Here is a 15,600-nt window from a genome sequence, read left to right on the forward strand (position 1 = left end):
TAGATCTTAAACAACGGCAGCAAATGGCGAGCGACTCAACGGAACGTCTTACTCGCTCGCCATCGCTGACCACTCAGGCAAGTAAATTTTTGATAAATACTGCGCCTTTGGCGTCCATGATGAAAGATTTCGAGGAATCATTCAACGCGCTGTAGCTTTCAACAAAATCCGACTTATTCAAATCTTTCAGATACTTGTCGAGAGACAGGCAAAACTCAAAATAGTCCTGATTAACGTTGAACTCAACTTCCTTAATTTCCGCCATCAACTCAGCAGATGGTCGCTCCGCCAATGAGTTAAGAAACGTTGAGAACAGGTGCTGCTCAGCAACCGGCATATACTTATTCATTAACTTTATCGACGACACAATCGAAGGAAAGTCTTCTCGACGGAATACTTGTGTCTTACGAGAGCCAATGACCGACATTGTAAACTCTGCACTATAATACTTCCGCCACTTACTCTTGACGGTGAAGCCATGCACCTTGCTGGAAATTGGCTTAGTGTAGAAAAACGTTTCCTGCCCTTCATCACCACCTAGACGGACCGCCAGCGGAGCCGCACAATCCAGGCCCGTGACAATACCGAACAACCAATCATTATTTACCGCCACCAGTTGTACCTCTGCTGACGCGCAAGCACTCTCCAATTGAGACCGCGCATCCTTCAAACTGGCCATAACACTTCTTACTTCTGGTGCTTTTTCTTTGGCGGAAAAAACATTGCTGTCGAGTGAATTGAAACGCTCGAACTCAGTCACGTTTTTCAACTCGATTTTGGCGCGATCTGCCTTGGGCTGAGCCCTTCTTCTCATCCACTCAGACTTTGACTTGGTATAGTAGTGATGCATCACCGCCTTGCCAGCACTCGTTGACTTGAGCTTAATCGGCATTTTCGCATCAAACCTGGCCAACTCAAGCCTATTATCCAGATACACCCCGTTAATCAAATCACATACATGCGTTCGCATGTTGTAGGTATTACGACTGCAGTACAGCGTCTTCACTGTCCGGACTACTTTCGATTCACAATTTGTAAAACGCTCAATCACCAAACCTTCCTGCTGCTGCTCTGCTCCACCCGAACCAAACATAAGCCAAGGGAAGCCAATAGCGCCGACGTTGCCATGTTTCGCCTCTGCTTCGGAGATCAGCGATTTGATATTACCGTCGCTTACAACAAGGAACTCATCCAGGTCGCAGACCAGTACGTAATCATAGTTCTGAGCGAAGTTATGCAGGAAGTCACCATAGGCATCACGCTGTGGTGGTACACCCTCTTTGCGCGGCCAGTGAACTCGCTTGATCTGTCCCGCTGCGTCAAGCGAACTCAACAACTCTGAGCTGCCATCATCACTGACATTATCGTAGATATAGATCGAGTCGAAGCCAGCGACTTTATAGAAAGACACCCACTCTTCAATATAATCAACTTCATTACGACAGATTGCACACACTGCGATCTTCAACGACTTATTCTGCATATGTTTTCCACACATCCATTTAATTTATTGCCACCTTTTCACGGATTAACATAACCGCACAAAGGCGAAACGCTGACCAGTTTGATTATTAGCAAGTGAGATCGATCTATCATCTCACGACCCCCTTTCAGAAATTTTATAAACTTTTCGATAATATCACTTTAATCGCGCATATTGATAGACTATCAGGCCAGACGGCGGCCTTTACGTGGAACAGGGTCGTATTTTCCTCAAATAGCGATAGGAAGCCCCCATGCATTTGGCAAAGGCGCTCATTTTTTTGGCTGGTGCGGCATTTTCCACCCTCGTTCTGGCCTGGGGGGATGAAGGGCATCGGACGATAGCGCTGATTGCGCAAGCCGAGCTGAATCCCGCCGCTCGTGCTGAAGTGCAACAGCTACTGGCACTTGAAGGCCCGCAGAGCCTGGCAGATATCGCCTCCTGGGCCGATCAGATACGCGGCAGCGAACCCGGACTGGTCAGCCACGCGGTGCGCATTCCTTTCAATGCGACCCAGTACGACCCTGATCGCGACTGCAGTCGCAAGGGCCGATGCGTAGTCTTGGGTATCGAAAATTCGAGTACAACGCTGGCCGACGTCAACGCTCCTGCCAATGAGCGTCTGCGCGCCCTCAAATTCCTTGTCCACTTCGTCGGCGATATCCATCAACCCCTGCATGCGATCAAGCAAACCGGGCAGATGCAGGCGCAATGGGGCAACCACACCTGGACCTTGCACAAGATCTGGGACACCATTCTGGTGCGCTCGCTGAAAAGAAGCCCAGCGGAGTTGGCCCGCGACCTCTTGAGCGATCCGGCCTACGCCCACGTGCAGCAGGGAACGCCCGAACAATGGGCGATGGAAAGCCATGACATTGCGCGCAACTTCATTTATCACAATGACAAATCAATGGCTAAATCCAAGGACAGCCTGACCTTGCCTGATAATTACCAGCAAGACGCAGCCCCTCTTGTGAAGCAGCAACTTGCCCATGCAGGTATTCGCCTTGGCAGGCTGCTCAATCAGTTACTTTCGGCCTCGACACCCCACGCCTGATAAAATAAAGCTGACTACCACCCGGTGCTGAAATTATCATTTCGCTTTAATGGTGGTGCACCAACCGCCGCCAGCTACCCATTGGCAGTTGCGAAAAAACCGCACCCTCCTCTTTTCACACCTTTCAAAGCAGATTTTTCGCCATGATCAAAATCACCCCAACCATCGAATGCTCCAACACCGCCCCCTTCGTCCTCTTCGGCGGCATCAACGTACTCGAGTCCCTGGACCTGGCCCTGACCGCTTGCGCTGAATACGTGCGCGTGACCGAAAAGCTGGGCATTCCTTATGTGTTCAAGGCCAGTTTCGACAAGGCTAACCGCTCCTCGATCCACTCGTACCGTGGTCCGGGCATGGAAGAAGGCCTGCGCATTTTCGAAAAGGTGAAAGCCGAATTCGGCGTGCCGGTGATCACCGACGTGCACGAGATCTATCAGTGCGCCCCCGTTGCCGAAGTGGCTGACGTGCTGCAGTTGCCTGCGTTCCTTGCGCGCCAGACAGACCTGGTGACTGCCCTGGCCAAGACCGGCAAGCCGGTCAACATCAAGAAGCCGCAGTTCCTCAGCCCGTCGCAAATGCAGAACATCGTGCACAAGTTCAAGGAAGCCGGTAACGACCAGCTGATCCTGTGCGATCGCGGCACCTGCCTGGGTTACGACAACCTGGTGGTGGACATGCTCGGCTTCGGCGTGATGAAGAAAACCTGCGACAACCTGCCGATCATTTTCGACGTAACTCACGCCCTGCAACAACGCGATCCGTCGGGCGCTGCGTCCGGTGGTCGTCGTGACCAGGTGGTCGATCTGGCGCGCGCCGGCATGGGTGTTGGCCTGGCGGGTCTGTTCCTGGAAGCTCACCCAAACCCGGATCAGGCCAAGTGCGACGGCCCGAGCGCCCTGCCGCTGGACCAACTGGAGCCGTTCCTGGCGCAGATCAAAGCCCTGGATGACCTGATCAAATCCTTCGCACCACTGAACATTGCCTGAAGCAACGTTAGTTGAAACAAGGACTCTGAACATGGCAAGTACAGAACAACGGGTCGCGATTGTCATTCCGGCCCGCTACGGTTCGACGCGCCTGCCGGGCAAGCCGCTGGCGGATATCGCCGGTAAGCCGATGGTGCAGCACGTTTACGAACGCGCTCTGCAAGTGAGCAATGCGCAGGTGGTGGTGATTGCCACTGACGACGAGCGCGTGGCGCAAGCCGTGCAGGCCTTTGGTGGCCAGTATGTGATGACCTCGCCGGACCATCCGTCCGGCACCGATCGACTGGCGGAAGTCATGGCTCAGGTCGAGGCAGACATCTACATCAATCTGCAGGGCGACGAGCCACTGGTACGCCCGGCGGACATCGAAGCCCTCGCCGCCGGCATGCTCGCCGACGAGCAGGTCAAGGTCGGCACCCTGTGCCACCCGATCGAAGCTCACGAAGCCGGCAACCCCAACACCGTGAAAGTGGTGCTGGCCAATAACGGCAATGCCCTGTATTTCAGCCGTTCGCCGATTCCCTACCCACGGGATGGCGAAGTCGCGCACTACCTGAAGCACGTCGGTGTGTACGGTTATCGTCGCGATGTGCTGGCCGACTACAGCGGTCTGCCGCAGCCGATGCTGGAGCATGCGGAGAAGCTCGAACAACTGCGCCTGATGGCCGCCGGCTATTGCATTCGTGCCTATCTGGTGGAGCCGACCGGCCCGGGCGTCGACACGCCGGAATGCCTGGAGCAAGTGCGGGCGATCATGAGTGGCCAGGCCCCTGCCCCGCAGCCGACGCTGAACGACGTGCGCCTGGTGATTACCGATGTCGATGGCGTGCTGACCGATGGCGGTATTTACTACGACGCCAGCGGCGAATGCCTGAAGCGCTTCCATGTGCGTGATGGCATGGGCATGCGCCTGCTGGAAGAGAATGGCGTGCGGGTAGCGGTGTTGTCCGGGCGTGATTCGGCGACGCTGCGCAAGCGCGTGGCGGACCTGGGGATCACCCTGTGCCAGTTCGGCGTCAAGGATAAGCAGGCAGCCTGCAACCAACTGATGGCCGAAGCTGGGGTCAGTGCGGCGCAAACCGCTTGCATTGGCGACGACTGCATCGACCTGCCGGCCTTTGCTGCTTGCGCCCTGTCGTTTGCAGTGGCAGATGCGCCGGTGTACGTGAAGGCCGCTGCGACCCACACGCTGACGGCGGCCGGCGGTACCGGTGCGTTCCGCGAGGTGGCTGACGCGATTCTGTTTGCCCAGGGCAAGGATGCGGTGCTGGGGACTGCGGCGGGTTATGCGCAGGTGATGGCGAGGATGGCGCAGTAAGTGTGATGCTGGGAGGGTGGCCCCCATGCCAGCAACGAATCGGGCCACGCCAGGCGCGGCCCGATACTCCAACGCAGTCATCAAGATCAGTCGAAGATTTCGACAATTCCCACGACTGCATTTTGGCGGTTGGTGACGACCAAGGCGCGAATCTTGTTTTCGAGCATGTAGGTTTCAGCTTCCGACAGCTGAGAATCTTCCATGATGGTATGGGGATCCGCCGTCATGAATTGAGCAACAGTGGCACGCGTCACGCTTTGGTCTTCAAGTAGCGCGCGACGCAAGTCGCCGTCGGTGACAATCCCTACCAGCGCCCCCTCATCCACGACAATCGTCAGGCCCATACGGCTTTGAGTCATGACCAGCAGGCAGTCATGAAAGCTGGTAGCGGGAGTGACAATTGGCGCCGGTGTGTGCATGACGTCACTGACTCGCGTCAGCAGTTTGCGACCAAGACTGCCTCCGGGATGGTAACGGGCAAAGTCCATGGGCTTGAATTGCATGGCATCGATCAGGGCCACCGCCAGGGCATCACCCATCGCCATTGTCGCCAATGTCGAGGTGGTGGGCGCAAGGTTGTTTGGGCACACTTCGCGCTCTACGGATATATCCAGCCAGATATCCGCATGCTTGGCCAACGTCGATTTACCACTTCCCGTCATGGCAATAATTTTGTTGCCAAAGGACTTCAAGCTCGGAATCAGCTTGATCACCTCCTCGGTCTCGCCGCTGTAACTGATGAGGATCAGGACGTCGACCGGTTTGAGCATACCCAGATCGCCGTGAAAGGCTTCTGCCGGGTGCAGGAAGAAACTCGGTGTACCGGTGGACGCGAAGGTCGCAACCATCTTTTGTCCGATCAGACCTGATTTACCGATGCCACACACCACCGCCCTGCCCTTGCATCCGAGGATAAGCTCGACAGCGCTCTGAAACTCGCCATCGAGGCGACTGGCCAACTCGGCGATGGCTTGCGCCTGCGCAGCGAGCGCTTCTTTGGCAATAGAAAGGTGATTCATGATGACTTTCGTCCCTGAAAACGACGTGGTGGGGGCGACGAACTTTAAGGTCTTTGCAACATTTAGCAAAGTCCCACTACCGCCGAGAGCGGATTTCAAGCCGTTGAATAGGGTCGCAGAGTAACTGCAACTGTGCTTCTGGCAAACTTTTCGTTGTATCAGTGATCTGTATCCCGCAGCATATTATTACCAAATCGCTACAAATCGGAATACGGCACGTGCTTGAGTCGAAGTCATGAACCTGGATCTCCCCCCCCTGCAAGCCAGCCGAACACAGTACCGCTGGCAGCGGGGTAGCCTCGAGCAACACCTGCGCGCCCTGCTTCCCGATATCGGCGATCAACCAATAACTGTCAGTAGTGAGGATCTTGCGGCTAACGCCTCATTCGTCAACTACGTGCGCCACCATCGGCTGAACAATCCGCTAACAGGACAGACGCTGGAGTTGGTCGAAAAGTCGATTCGCAAAGTGGCGCTCATCGGCAGCCAGGAAGCACGCTTCTATCGTGCCCAGGACATGCTCGCGGGCAGCGCTCACTTTCACTATCCGACGTGCCTGGGGGTCATTGAAACACCGCGGGAAAGCCTGATCTTCACCTCCTACGTCAGCGGCAAACCGCCTCGCATGCACGCCATTGCCAGGCAACTGGCGCGGGGGATTGCCGAGATGGAGCACCTCAGCCATCAATACCTGCAACGCCGCCCTCTCCATCAAGCACCGCTTTACTGGAGCATGGACTTCTACAGACCCTGGTTCCTTCTACGCCCGCGCTTCAACTTCGCGCGCTGCCTGCCGGAACTTGAAAAGCTGGGCGCAACCGATGATCGCTTCAGCGGCCTGGCCGAAGCTTTCAAGGCCTTCGAGCCGCTATTGACAGGTCTCGCCCAGGCGGCGCGCCGCAGCCCCCGCTGCATCAGCCACATGGATTACCTGCGCAAAAACCTGTTCGTCGACGACGGTAAGTTGCAGTTGATCGACTGGAGCGAAGTCAAGGTTGGACGTGTAGGTTTTGATGGCGGCGCCTATCTGGGCAGCCTGTTTCGACGCAAGGACATGAAGCTTTTTCTCAACGCCCAGCACGATTTCCTGAACAGTTATCGGGCTGCGTTGCCGCGCATATTTGATGCCGACGAAGCGCTACGCAACCTGCACTACATGTTTTTACTCAACGCCCTGTTCCACTGCCTGCGCCCCGAGACGATCGCCGAGTACCAGGAAAAACAGCGGATGCCGCTACTGAGGCAAAAATACGACTACCTGCTGAGCTTGCTCTGAGCCCATCGCCCCGCGTTTCTTACAGCACGATGGGCTTTTTTGTCACACGTCCTACGTATTCGTCTGAAAGACCGTTCTTACATTGTTAATTTGTATTAACATTCACGCGTTATTTCAGGTCGTGATCGGTTTATCGAAACGGCGCTTTGCACCCACCCACTCAAACGGAATTTCGCTTCACGTTTATGGATGACGCTTCTCCTCGCCCGCGCTTGCTGATCCTCTCCAAGGGTGCTCAACGCATAGCCACACTGCCCGCCCTGTTGCCCGATTACGCGCTGCACAACGGAACTGTGGGCGACCTGGAGCAGACAGACTGGGTGATGGCCTGGGGCCGCAAACCCAGCGCGATCAAGGCCATGGCCCAGGCAGCAACAGCCGGGTTGCCGATTCTCACCCTCGAGGACGGTTTCCTGCGCTCGGTAGGCCTGGGTGCCGATGATCCGCCGCTGTCGCTGATCGTCGATGACCTGGGTGTGTACTACGACGCCAGTGCACCTTCACGCCTTGAGCAGTTGATCACCCGACCCTTGAGCGGCGCCCAGTGCGAACGGGCCAACGGCTTGCAGCAACTGTGGCAGCAGCAGAAGGTGTCCAAGTACAACGACGCACGCATCGAATGTCTCGAACTGCCCGCCGACTGCGTGCTGGTTGCCGACCAGACGTTTGCCGACGCGTCACTGCAAGGCGCCGGCCCCGCCGACTTCATGGCGATGCTCGGGGCGGCCCTGGCGAGCTATCCGGACTGTACCGTGCTGCTCAAGGTGCACCCGGATGTCGTCGCAGGCCGCAAGCGCGGGCATTTCGATCTGGCCGCTCTGAAAGATCACCCGCGTGTGCAGGTGTTGGCGCAAAACACCCATCCTGCCGAACTGCTGCCGCGCATGCGCGCCGTGTACGTGATGACGTCGCAGCTAGGTTTCGACGCCCTGCTTTGGAACATTCCCGTGCACACCTGGGGCATGCCGTTCTATGCCGGCTGGGGCCTGACCGAAGACCGCCTGCCAGCACCCGCACGACGCCAGCCGGTGAGCCTTGCGCAATTGATACATGCCAGCCTGGTGGACTACCCGCGTTATCTGAATCCAGAGACCGGCCAAGCGTGCCCCCCGGAAGTCCTGATGCGCTGGCTCGGCCTGCAGCGCCGACACCGCAGTACGCTGCCGGAAGCCGTGCAAATGCTCGGTTTCAGCCGCTGGAAAGAGCCCTTGGTCAAGCTGTTCTTCAATGGCGCGTCGATTCGCTACGTCAAGCCCAGGAAAGCCCTGGACCCACGTCTACCCGTGGTGTCCTGGGGCTGCAAACACGACAGCCAACTGGCAAATCACCCGCAATCAGTGAAGCGGGTCGAGGACGGATTCCTGCGCTCGGTTGGCCTCGGCGCCGGCAAGGCGCGCCCGCTTTCATGGGTGGTCGACGACCTCGGCATTTATTACGACGCCCGGCGCAGTTCGCGCCTGGAACATATTTTGCTCAATGAACACTTTGACGATGAGCTGTTGACTCGAGCACAAGCCCTGCGCGAGTCCATCTGTCGCGCCGGGGTGACCAAATACAACCTGCCCGGCAACACCTGGCAACGCCCGGCCACCGCGCAACGGGTCATTCTGGTGACCGGGCAAGTCGAAGACGATGCGTCGATTCGCTTCGGCGCCAACCGTATTCGCAGCAACCTGCAATTGTTACAGGCAGTCCGCAACCAAAACCCGGGTGCCTGGGTGTTGTACAAACCGCACCCTGAAGTACTCGCTGGCACCCGCGCCCGTGGAACTGACGAGGCGCAAACGATCGACTGGTGTGACGAGGTGATCGGCAACACACCACTGCAGCAACTGCTGGAAACCGTTGATGAGGTGCACGTACTGACCTCCCAATCCGGCTTTGAGGCATTGCTTCGAGGCGTCCCGGTCACCACCTACGGCCAGCCCTTCTATGCCGGCTGGGGCCTGACCCGCGACCAGGACCTGCACTCACAGGTGCAAGCCAGACGCTCGCGAAGGCTGAGTCTGGATGAACTGGTAGCAGGCACCCTGTTGCTGTACCCGACGTATGTCAGTTGCATCACCAACCGCTTCACTACCGCTGAACAAACACTTTACGAATTACAGCATTGGCATGCGTTACCGCAGCCAGGAGCAACGTCCAGATGGCAGGAATTGAAACAGCGCTTGAACAGTTTATTGGGCATGAAGCGCCTGAGAAGCTGAAAGCGCGGGCACCGGATTGCCCTCTTTCCCCTAATCCGCGCAATTGCTTTCTATTTCTACAAGGCGTCAGTTCGCCGTTCTTCGCTCGCCTGGCGAAGGCGCTGCGGGCGCTTGACCAGCGAGTCAACTGCATCAGTTTCAACGTGGGTGACGTGCTTTACAGTCCAGGCTCACGAAGCGTCTATTCTGACCATCCGGACGCGCTGGAATCTTTCTACACCCACTACTTCCAAGACCTCCACATCACCGACGTCGTCCTCTTCGGCGACTGCCGCCCGGTACACCGTCCCGCCATCGCCCTGGCCAAGCGCCTGGGCATCCGCGTGCACGTGTTTGAAGAGGGCTATTTCCGCCCCTACTGGATCACCCTCGAGCGTGATGGCGTGAACAACAACTCGCTGTTGCCCCGCGATCCGGACTGGTACCGCGAAGTCGGTAAGCACATCCCGCGCTACGACAATGGCGACCCGTTCAAGCTGTCGTTCGCCTCTCGCGCCGCCCACGATGTGCTGTACCACAGCGGTGGTGCGCTGAATAAGCTGTGCTTCCCGCATTACCGGACCCACGCCCCCTACAACGCGGCCAAGGAGTACGCCGGGTTCATCCGCCAGGGCGTGCGCCTGCTGCTCAGCGGGCGGCGCGATGATGCGTTGGTGACCGAAGTCGCGCGTGAGCGGCACCCGACCTTCCTGCTGCCGCTGCAACTGGACAGTGATGCGCAGATCAAAGATCACTCGCCGTTCACCAACATGGCTGAAGTCATCGAGCATGTGATCGCTTCTTTTGCCGCTCACGCACCGGGCTCGGCGCGGCTGTTGGTGAAGAACCATCCGCTGACCCCGGGTCTGGTGAACTACCACCGCATCACTGCCATGCTGGCCAAGCAATATGCGGTCGCCGACCGCGTTGACTTCCTGCAGAGCGGGCACATGCCGACGCTGCTCTCGCACATCGCCGGAATGATCACGGTCAACAGCACCGCCGGTGCCTCGGCGATCCTGCATAAACGCCCGACTTTCGTGCTCGCCAACCCAATCTACGCCATGCCCGGGCTGACTCAGCAAGGTAGCCTCGACGACTTCTGGCACGCCCCCGAAGCGCCCGACATGGCGTTGTTCAAGCATTTCCGCAACACCGTCATCCACACCACCCAGGTCAATGGCGGCTTCTACACCGGCTGCGGGATCGACATGGCGGTCAACAACTGCCTGAACGTGTTGCTGGCAAAAAAATCGAGAATCGAACACTTCCTATGACGCAACACTCTTCGCCCCGCTGCATCCTCATCACTGGCGCCACCGGCGGCATCGGCGGCGCCCTGGCGCCCGCCTACGCGGCACCCGGCGTGACCCTGATTCTGCAAGGCCGGCGCCTGGACCGTCTGGAGGAAATGGCCAGCGAATGCCGCGCCCTCGGTGCGCGGGTGCTGCTCGAAGCGCTGGATGTGCGCGACCTCGACGCGCTGCGGGCCATGGTTCGCCGGGTCAGCGAGGCCGAACAGCCCGACCTGGTGCTGGTCGGTGCCGGGCTCAATACCGCAGTCGGCAGCAATGGCGAAGCGGAAGATTGGGACGCCAGCTGCGCCCTGCTCGAAGTCAATGTGATGGCGGCCCTCGCCACCGTCGACGCCGCGCTGCCCGTCATGCGTGCCCGGGGTCACGGGCAGATCGCCCTGTTCAGCTCCCTGGCCGGCTGGCGCGGCTTACCGGTGACGCCGACCTACAGCGCCAGCAAGGCGGCGATTCGGGTCTACGGCGAGGCGATCCGCGACTGGCTGGCGCCGGAGGGGGTGAAGATCAATGTGATCCTGCCCGGCTACGTCGAGTCGAAAATGTGTTTTGAAATGCCCGGGCCGAAGCCGTTCCTGTGGACCGCAGAAAAAGCCGCGCGCCGGATCAAGCGCGGGCTCGCCGCGAATCAGGCGCGCATCAGTTTTCCGTTTCCGCTGAATCTCGGCACTTGGTTATTGGGGGTGATTCCCCAGCGTCTTTCATCGTTTATCCTGCGTGGTCTGAATTACAGTGAGTGAAATGTCCATCCTTCAGGTCGCCGTCGTCGGCCTGCTCCTCACCGTACTGATCGAACGCCTGTTGATCCCGCGCCCGAACCTGCGCCGGCCGCTGAGTTGCTGGTGGCTGCACAGCGGCTTGTGGTGCGTCGGCTTGGCGCTGCTGTATGCAATGACCGCCCGCCCGCTGTTCAGCGCGATCAACCTGATGCTGTTGTGGCTGCTGATCGTGATGGTCAGCAACGCCAAGTACCATTCGCTGCGCGAACCCTTTGTCTGCGCCGACTTCGAATATTTCAGCGACGCGGTGCGCTTCCCGCGCCTGTACCTGCCGTTTTTCGGCTTCGGCAAAGCGGCGCTGCTGGCGGTCGGTTTTCTCGTGTACCTGTGGGCCGGGTTGAGCTTTGAGCCAGCGGTGAGCGGCGCACGCTCATCTGCGCTGCTGCTCGGCGCAGTGGGCCTGGGGCTGTTGTGGTGCGGTCAGCGTGACCGCAGCGTGCCGAGCTTCGATGCCGAAGCCGACGTGCGGCGCTGGGGCCTGGCCGCCTGCCTGTGGCGCTACTTCCGCGCCGCCCGGGTCGCGGTCGACCCGTCCACCCTCGGCTCGCCGTTCAGCACCAACGCTGCCCGCCCATCCAGCGCGCCCTTGCCCGATCTGGTCTCGGTACAGAGTGAATCGTTCTTCGACGTGCGCGACCTGTGGCCCGGGGTCAAGGCCGACGTGCTCAGCGAATACGACCGTCTCGCCGGCCAGGCGCTGGCCCGAGGCAAGCTGCAAGTCGCCGCCTGGGGTGCGAACACGGTGCGTACCGAGTTCGCCTACCTGACCGGCATCCCCGGCGACCGACTCGGCGTGCATCGCTTCAACCCCTATCGCGTCCTGGCCCGCCGGGGCCTGCCAAGCATCGCCGCGCATCTCAAGGCGCAGGGTTACCGTACGGTCTGCGTGCACCCTTACGACGGCAGTTTTTACGGCCGCAACAAGGTGCTGCCCGCGCTGGGCTTCGATGAGTTCATCGACGTGCGCGCCTTCAACGATTCGCAGAAAGCCGGACCGTTCATTGGCGATTGCGCGGTGGCCGACAAGATCCGCGAACTGCTCGACGATCCGAACCGCACCCAGCCGCTGTTTATCCATGCAGTGACCATGGAAAATCACGGGCCATTGCACCTGGAAAAAGTCGCCGCCAGCGAACTGCCCACCTGGTTCGACCGCCCGCTGCTCGAGGGCATGGATGATTTGGCGCCGTACCTGCGACACATCAGCAATGCCGACCGGATGCTCGGAAAACTGCGCGAGACTCTGCTCGATCAGCCGGGCGAAACCCTGCTGTGCTTCTTTGGCGATCACGTACCGATTCTGCCGAACGTCTATCAAGCGGTTGGCGCACCGGCGGGCGATACCGATTACCTGATTTGGTCCAACCGTCGCCAGACCGCTACAAGTCCTGTTCCGCTGCGTGTCGATGCGCTGTCCAGCCGCCTGGTCGCTTGCGCCCAACCGGCGAGCGCAGCCTCGGCCACCGCGCCCGCGCTGTGAGGCCGTGGTGAAGATCGTGCTCGGGTCCGAGCTCCCCGCCGAGGAACAATTACAGCCGCAACTGGCGCACCTGGTGACGGGTGGACGCGGCTCGCTGGCGTTTCTGATCGGTGACAATGACTGCCGCGAGCGCCTGCTCGGTCGCAGCATTCATTGGGACCGTGTGCTACTGGCATTCGAGGACGGCGAGGCCAGCGGCTACGTCGCCTTCAAACATCACCGCCGCGGCCCTTTCGCCCTGCGCCTGCAGCCCTTCGTTGCGGAGTTCGGCTGGCTGATGGGGCGCCTGCGCTTTGCCGGTTTCTGCTTGAGCGAATGGCGCGAATGGCGTTACCCGTTCCTGTTGTACGGCCTGCGTGTGAGCAAGGCCGCGCGCAATCAGGGCATCGGCTCGGCGCTGGTACAGGCCTGCTGCGCTCAGGCCGTGACGGCGGGCTTCAAGGAGGCTTATCTGGAAGTGCCTTTGGACAACGCCCGGGCGCGCGCTTTGTACCTGCATAACGGCTTTCGCCTGTTGCGCAAGCGCTGGGTGCCCTGGCCGCCGGTGCGCAGCATGCTGCGGCGCCTGGAGCGTAACGCTTGAACGGCCTGCCTCTGCCCGCACTCGATCTTGCGCCACTGGTGCCCGGGCCCGGCTGGATCGGTATCACCCAGCAATGGGTGGCATGGAATGTCCTGCACCTGCCGCAGTTCCTTGGCCCGGAAGGCCCGCCCTACTGGTTGTGGCAACGCGGGCGTCGAGCGCCGAAACACCTCAAGGCGATCGCCGGCATCGGCTACAAGGACAGCTCGGCCCCGGCCCGTGCCCTGTGCCAGCGCTGGGGCTTGCCCTACATCGCCATCGAGGATGGCTTCCTGCGCTCGTCGTCGCTGGGCATCGAGGGCGATACACCGATGTCGCTGGTGGTCGATCCCGTGGGCATCCACTACCTGGCCGACCGCCCTTCGCTGCTGGAAAATATCCTGCAGCAGCCGGATAACCTGAGCGCCGCCGAACTGCACTGCGCCGAGCAATTGATTGCCTTGATGCGCAGCAGTTGCATCGGCAAGTACAACAACAGCCCCGACCTCGACCCCGACGATCCACTGGGGCGCGAGCGGCCATTGGTGCTGGTGGTGGACCAGACCGCCGGCGATTACTCGATCCCGGGCGGTGGACTGTGTGAAGCCGACTACGTGCGCATGCTCGACGCGGCCCTGGCGGAAAACCCCGATGCCGAGGTGCGGGTGCGGATTCACCCGGACTGTATCGGTGGACAGAAACCCAGCTGCCTGCTGGCGGCCGCCACCGAGCGCGGTGTCACCCTGGAAGCGCGCCCGGTGTCCTGGGCGTCGTTGGCCCAGCGTGCGCGGCGGGTTTACATCGGCACCAGCCAGGCCGGTCTGGAGGCGTTAATTCAGGGCGTGCCGGTTACCTGCTTCGGTCTGCCGTTCTATGCCGGCTGGGGGCTGACCGACGATCGCATGCCGATCCCTCGGCGCCAGGCAACCCTGACGCTGCAGCAGTTGGTCGCAGCGGCGTACGTTCGCTATTGCCGCTACATTGATCCGCTGACCGGGCAACCCACCGACGCGCTGACCGTGGCCCATCAGCTGGCGCGCAAAAAAGCCCGGGATGCCGAGTTCGCCGGGCCGATTACCGTGCTGGGGGTCAAGCGTCACAAGCAGCACAACATTCGGCGGTTCTTTAGCAGCCGCTGGGGTCAGCTGACATTCGCCGAGGACAGCCCGCAACTGGTGGCGGACGTGGCGCGCCAGGCCGGCAAGCTGCTGGTCTGGGCCGCCCGCGAGCCGGCGGATCTGCGAACCCGTGCCACCACGGCCAATGTCCCGCTGTGGCGGGTGGAAGACGGCTTCCTGCGCTCCGTCGGTCTTGGCGCAATGAACGCACCCGCGTTGTCATTGGTGCTGGACCGCTGCGGCATGCATTTCGATGCCCGCAGCGAGAGCGACCTGCAAACCCTGCTGCAGCACGCCGAGTTTGACCGCGACACGCTGGCTGAGGCCGCGCGTCTACGTGAGTCGATCGTGGCGTTGGGCGCGAGCAAGTTCAATCTCAAGAACGATCTGCACCAGCCGGTTGCTGCACGACCCGGTCAGCGGCGGATTCTCGTGCCCGGCCAGGTCGAGGACGATGCCGCGTTGCGCTGCAGTGTCGGCGCGGTCTACGACAACCTGGCGCTGCTTGAACAGGTCCGCGCCAGCGCGCCAGATGCCTGGATCGTCTACAAGCCGCATCCGGATGTCGAAGCTGGCAAGCGCCATGGTGCGCTGCCCGCCGAACGCTTGACGGGGCTGGTTGATCAGGTTTTGCCGGGGGCCGACATCGTCCGCCTCTACGGGCAAGTGGATGAAGTGCACACCTTCAGTTCCACCGCCGGCTTCGAGGCCTTGTTGCGTGGCCTGCCGGTGACGACTTATGGCTCACCCTTTTATGCCGGCTGGGGTTTGACCCGCGACCACCAGTCTTTACCGCGCCGCACCCGGCGCCTGACCCTGGATCAGTTGGTAGCCGGCGCTCTGTTGCGCTATGCGCGCTATGCCGACCCCCAGCAAACCTTGCCCTGCGATGCCTGGCATGCCCTGACATGCCTGTCGAACCCGAGGCCGCCGCGCCTGGCGCACCATCCGCGCCTGCTGCCGCTGCTTAATTACACTCGGACCATGCTCGGCTTTGGCCGCACGCAGGGACCACTGAAGGACTAG

12 protein-coding genes are annotated in these 15,600 nt (G+C 60.1%); 10 read left to right on the plus strand and 2 right to left on the minus strand.

What is annotated here, in order from left to right:
* Positions 1-73: 73 nt before the first annotated feature.
* Positions 74-1,483, minus strand: coding sequence for a glycosyltransferase family 2 protein (locus NR126_RS25640; RefSeq protein WP_027619422.1), 1,410 nt, complete (start codon positions 1,481-1,483; stop codon positions 74-76).
* A 253-nt stretch (positions 1,484-1,736) separates the two neighbouring features.
* Between NR126_RS25640 and NR126_RS25645 the strand changes: the two genes are divergently transcribed.
* The 3 genes from NR126_RS25645 to kdsB all read left to right on the plus strand — a co-directional run bounded on the left by NR126_RS25645 (position 1,737) and on the right by kdsB (position 4,844).
* Positions 1,737-2,540, plus strand: a complete 804-nt coding sequence (locus NR126_RS25645) for a S1/P1 nuclease (RefSeq protein WP_027619423.1) — start codon at positions 1,737-1,739, stop codon at positions 2,538-2,540.
* Between the two features lie 143 nt (positions 2,541-2,683).
* The gene (gene kdsA / locus NR126_RS25650) at positions 2,684-3,526 is read left to right on the plus strand and encodes a 3-deoxy-8-phosphooctulonate synthase (RefSeq protein WP_027619424.1); all 843 of its coding nucleotides are present in this window, start codon (positions 2,684-2,686) and stop codon (positions 3,524-3,526) included.
* Between the two features lie 31 nt (positions 3,527-3,557).
* Positions 3,558-4,844, plus strand: coding sequence for a 3-deoxy-manno-octulosonate cytidylyltransferase (gene kdsB / locus NR126_RS25655; protein ID WP_081786374.1), 1,287 nt, complete (start codon positions 3,558-3,560; stop codon positions 4,842-4,844).
* Positions 4,845-4,930: 86 nt separating this feature from the next.
* On the opposite strand, the gene NR126_RS25660 is transcribed toward kdsB, so the two are convergent.
* Entirely contained in the window at positions 4,931-5,863 is a 933-nt protein-coding gene (locus tag NR126_RS25660; protein ID WP_027619425.1) for an SIS domain-containing protein, read from the minus strand.
* Positions 5,864-6,098: 235 nt separating this feature from the next.
* Between NR126_RS25660 and NR126_RS25665 the strand changes: the two genes are divergently transcribed.
* The 7 genes from NR126_RS25665 to NR126_RS25695 all read left to right on the plus strand — a co-directional run bounded on the left by NR126_RS25665 (position 6,099) and on the right by NR126_RS25695 (position 15,600).
* Positions 6,099-7,139 (plus strand): phosphotransferase, encoded by a 1,041-nt coding sequence (locus NR126_RS25665; RefSeq protein WP_256832225.1) that lies wholly within the window; start codon positions 6,099-6,101, stop codon positions 7,137-7,139.
* A gap of 185 nt (positions 7,140-7,324) precedes the next feature.
* Positions 7,325-9,346 carry a capsular polysaccharide biosynthesis protein gene (locus NR126_RS25670; protein ID WP_256832226.1) on the plus strand — a complete coding sequence of 674 codons (2,022 nt, stop codon included), beginning with the start codon at positions 7,325-7,327 and terminating at the stop codon, positions 9,344-9,346.
* On the plus strand, positions 9,286-10,602 hold the full coding sequence (locus tag NR126_RS25675) for a capsule biosynthesis protein (RefSeq protein ID WP_027619439.1): 1,317 nt from the start codon (positions 9,286-9,288) through the stop codon (positions 10,600-10,602). The genes NR126_RS25670 and NR126_RS25675 overlap by 61 nt, the downstream gene beginning before the upstream one ends.
* Positions 10,599-11,375, plus strand: a complete 777-nt coding sequence (locus NR126_RS25680; RefSeq protein WP_027619428.1) for an SDR family oxidoreductase — start codon at positions 10,599-10,601, stop codon at positions 11,373-11,375. Before NR126_RS25675 ends, NR126_RS25680 begins: the two co-directional genes overlap by 4 nt.
* Positions 11,376-11,382: 7 nt before the next feature.
* Positions 11,383-12,894 carry an LTA synthase family protein gene (locus tag NR126_RS25685; protein ID WP_177327258.1) on the plus strand — a complete coding sequence of 504 codons (1,512 nt, stop codon included), beginning with the start codon at positions 11,383-11,385 and terminating at the stop codon, positions 12,892-12,894.
* Positions 12,895-12,898: 4 nt separating this feature from the next.
* On the plus strand, positions 12,899-13,477 hold the full coding sequence (locus NR126_RS25690; RefSeq protein WP_372827415.1) for a GNAT family N-acetyltransferase: 579 nt from the start codon (positions 12,899-12,901) through the stop codon (positions 13,475-13,477).
* Positions 13,474-15,600: a capsular polysaccharide biosynthesis protein gene (locus NR126_RS25695; RefSeq protein WP_256832232.1), complete on the plus strand. Its 2,127-nt coding sequence runs from the start codon at positions 13,474-13,476 to the stop codon at positions 15,598-15,600. Before NR126_RS25690 ends, NR126_RS25695 begins: the two co-directional genes overlap by 4 nt.

Origin of the sequence: Pseudomonas sp. Pse1 (assembly GCF_024519635.1) — a bacterium.
In the GTDB taxonomy this organism is placed as follows: Bacteria; Pseudomonadota; Gammaproteobacteria; order Pseudomonadales; family Pseudomonadaceae; genus Aquipseudomonas.

Excerpts from the sequence above, each read along its gene's own strand:
- NR126_RS25640 (WP_027619422.1), bottom strand. The coding sequence starts at position 1,483 with ATGCAGAATAAGTCGTTGAAGATCGCAGTGTGTGCAATCTGTCGTAAT.
- NR126_RS25645 (WP_027619423.1), top strand. The coding sequence starts at position 1,737 with ATGCATTTGGCAAAGGCGCTCATTTTTTTGGCTGGTGCGGCATTTTCC.
- kdsA (WP_027619424.1), top strand. The coding sequence starts at position 2,684 with ATGATCAAAATCACCCCAACCATCGAATGCTCCAACACCGCCCCCTTC.
- kdsB (WP_081786374.1), top strand. The coding sequence starts at position 3,558 with ATGGCAAGTACAGAACAACGGGTCGCGATTGTCATTCCGGCCCGCTAC.
- NR126_RS25660 (WP_027619425.1), bottom strand. The coding sequence starts at position 5,863 with ATGAATCACCTTTCTATTGCCAAAGAAGCGCTCGCTGCGCAGGCGCAA.
- NR126_RS25665 (WP_256832225.1), top strand. The coding sequence starts at position 6,099 with ATGAACCTGGATCTCCCCCCCCTGCAAGCCAGCCGAACACAGTACCGC.
- NR126_RS25670 (WP_256832226.1), top strand. The coding sequence starts at position 7,325 with ATGGATGACGCTTCTCCTCGCCCGCGCTTGCTGATCCTCTCCAAGGGT.
- NR126_RS25675 (WP_027619439.1), top strand. The coding sequence starts at position 9,286 with ATGGCAGGAATTGAAACAGCGCTTGAACAGTTTATTGGGCATGAAGCG.
- NR126_RS25680 (WP_027619428.1), top strand. The coding sequence starts at position 10,599 with ATGACGCAACACTCTTCGCCCCGCTGCATCCTCATCACTGGCGCCACC.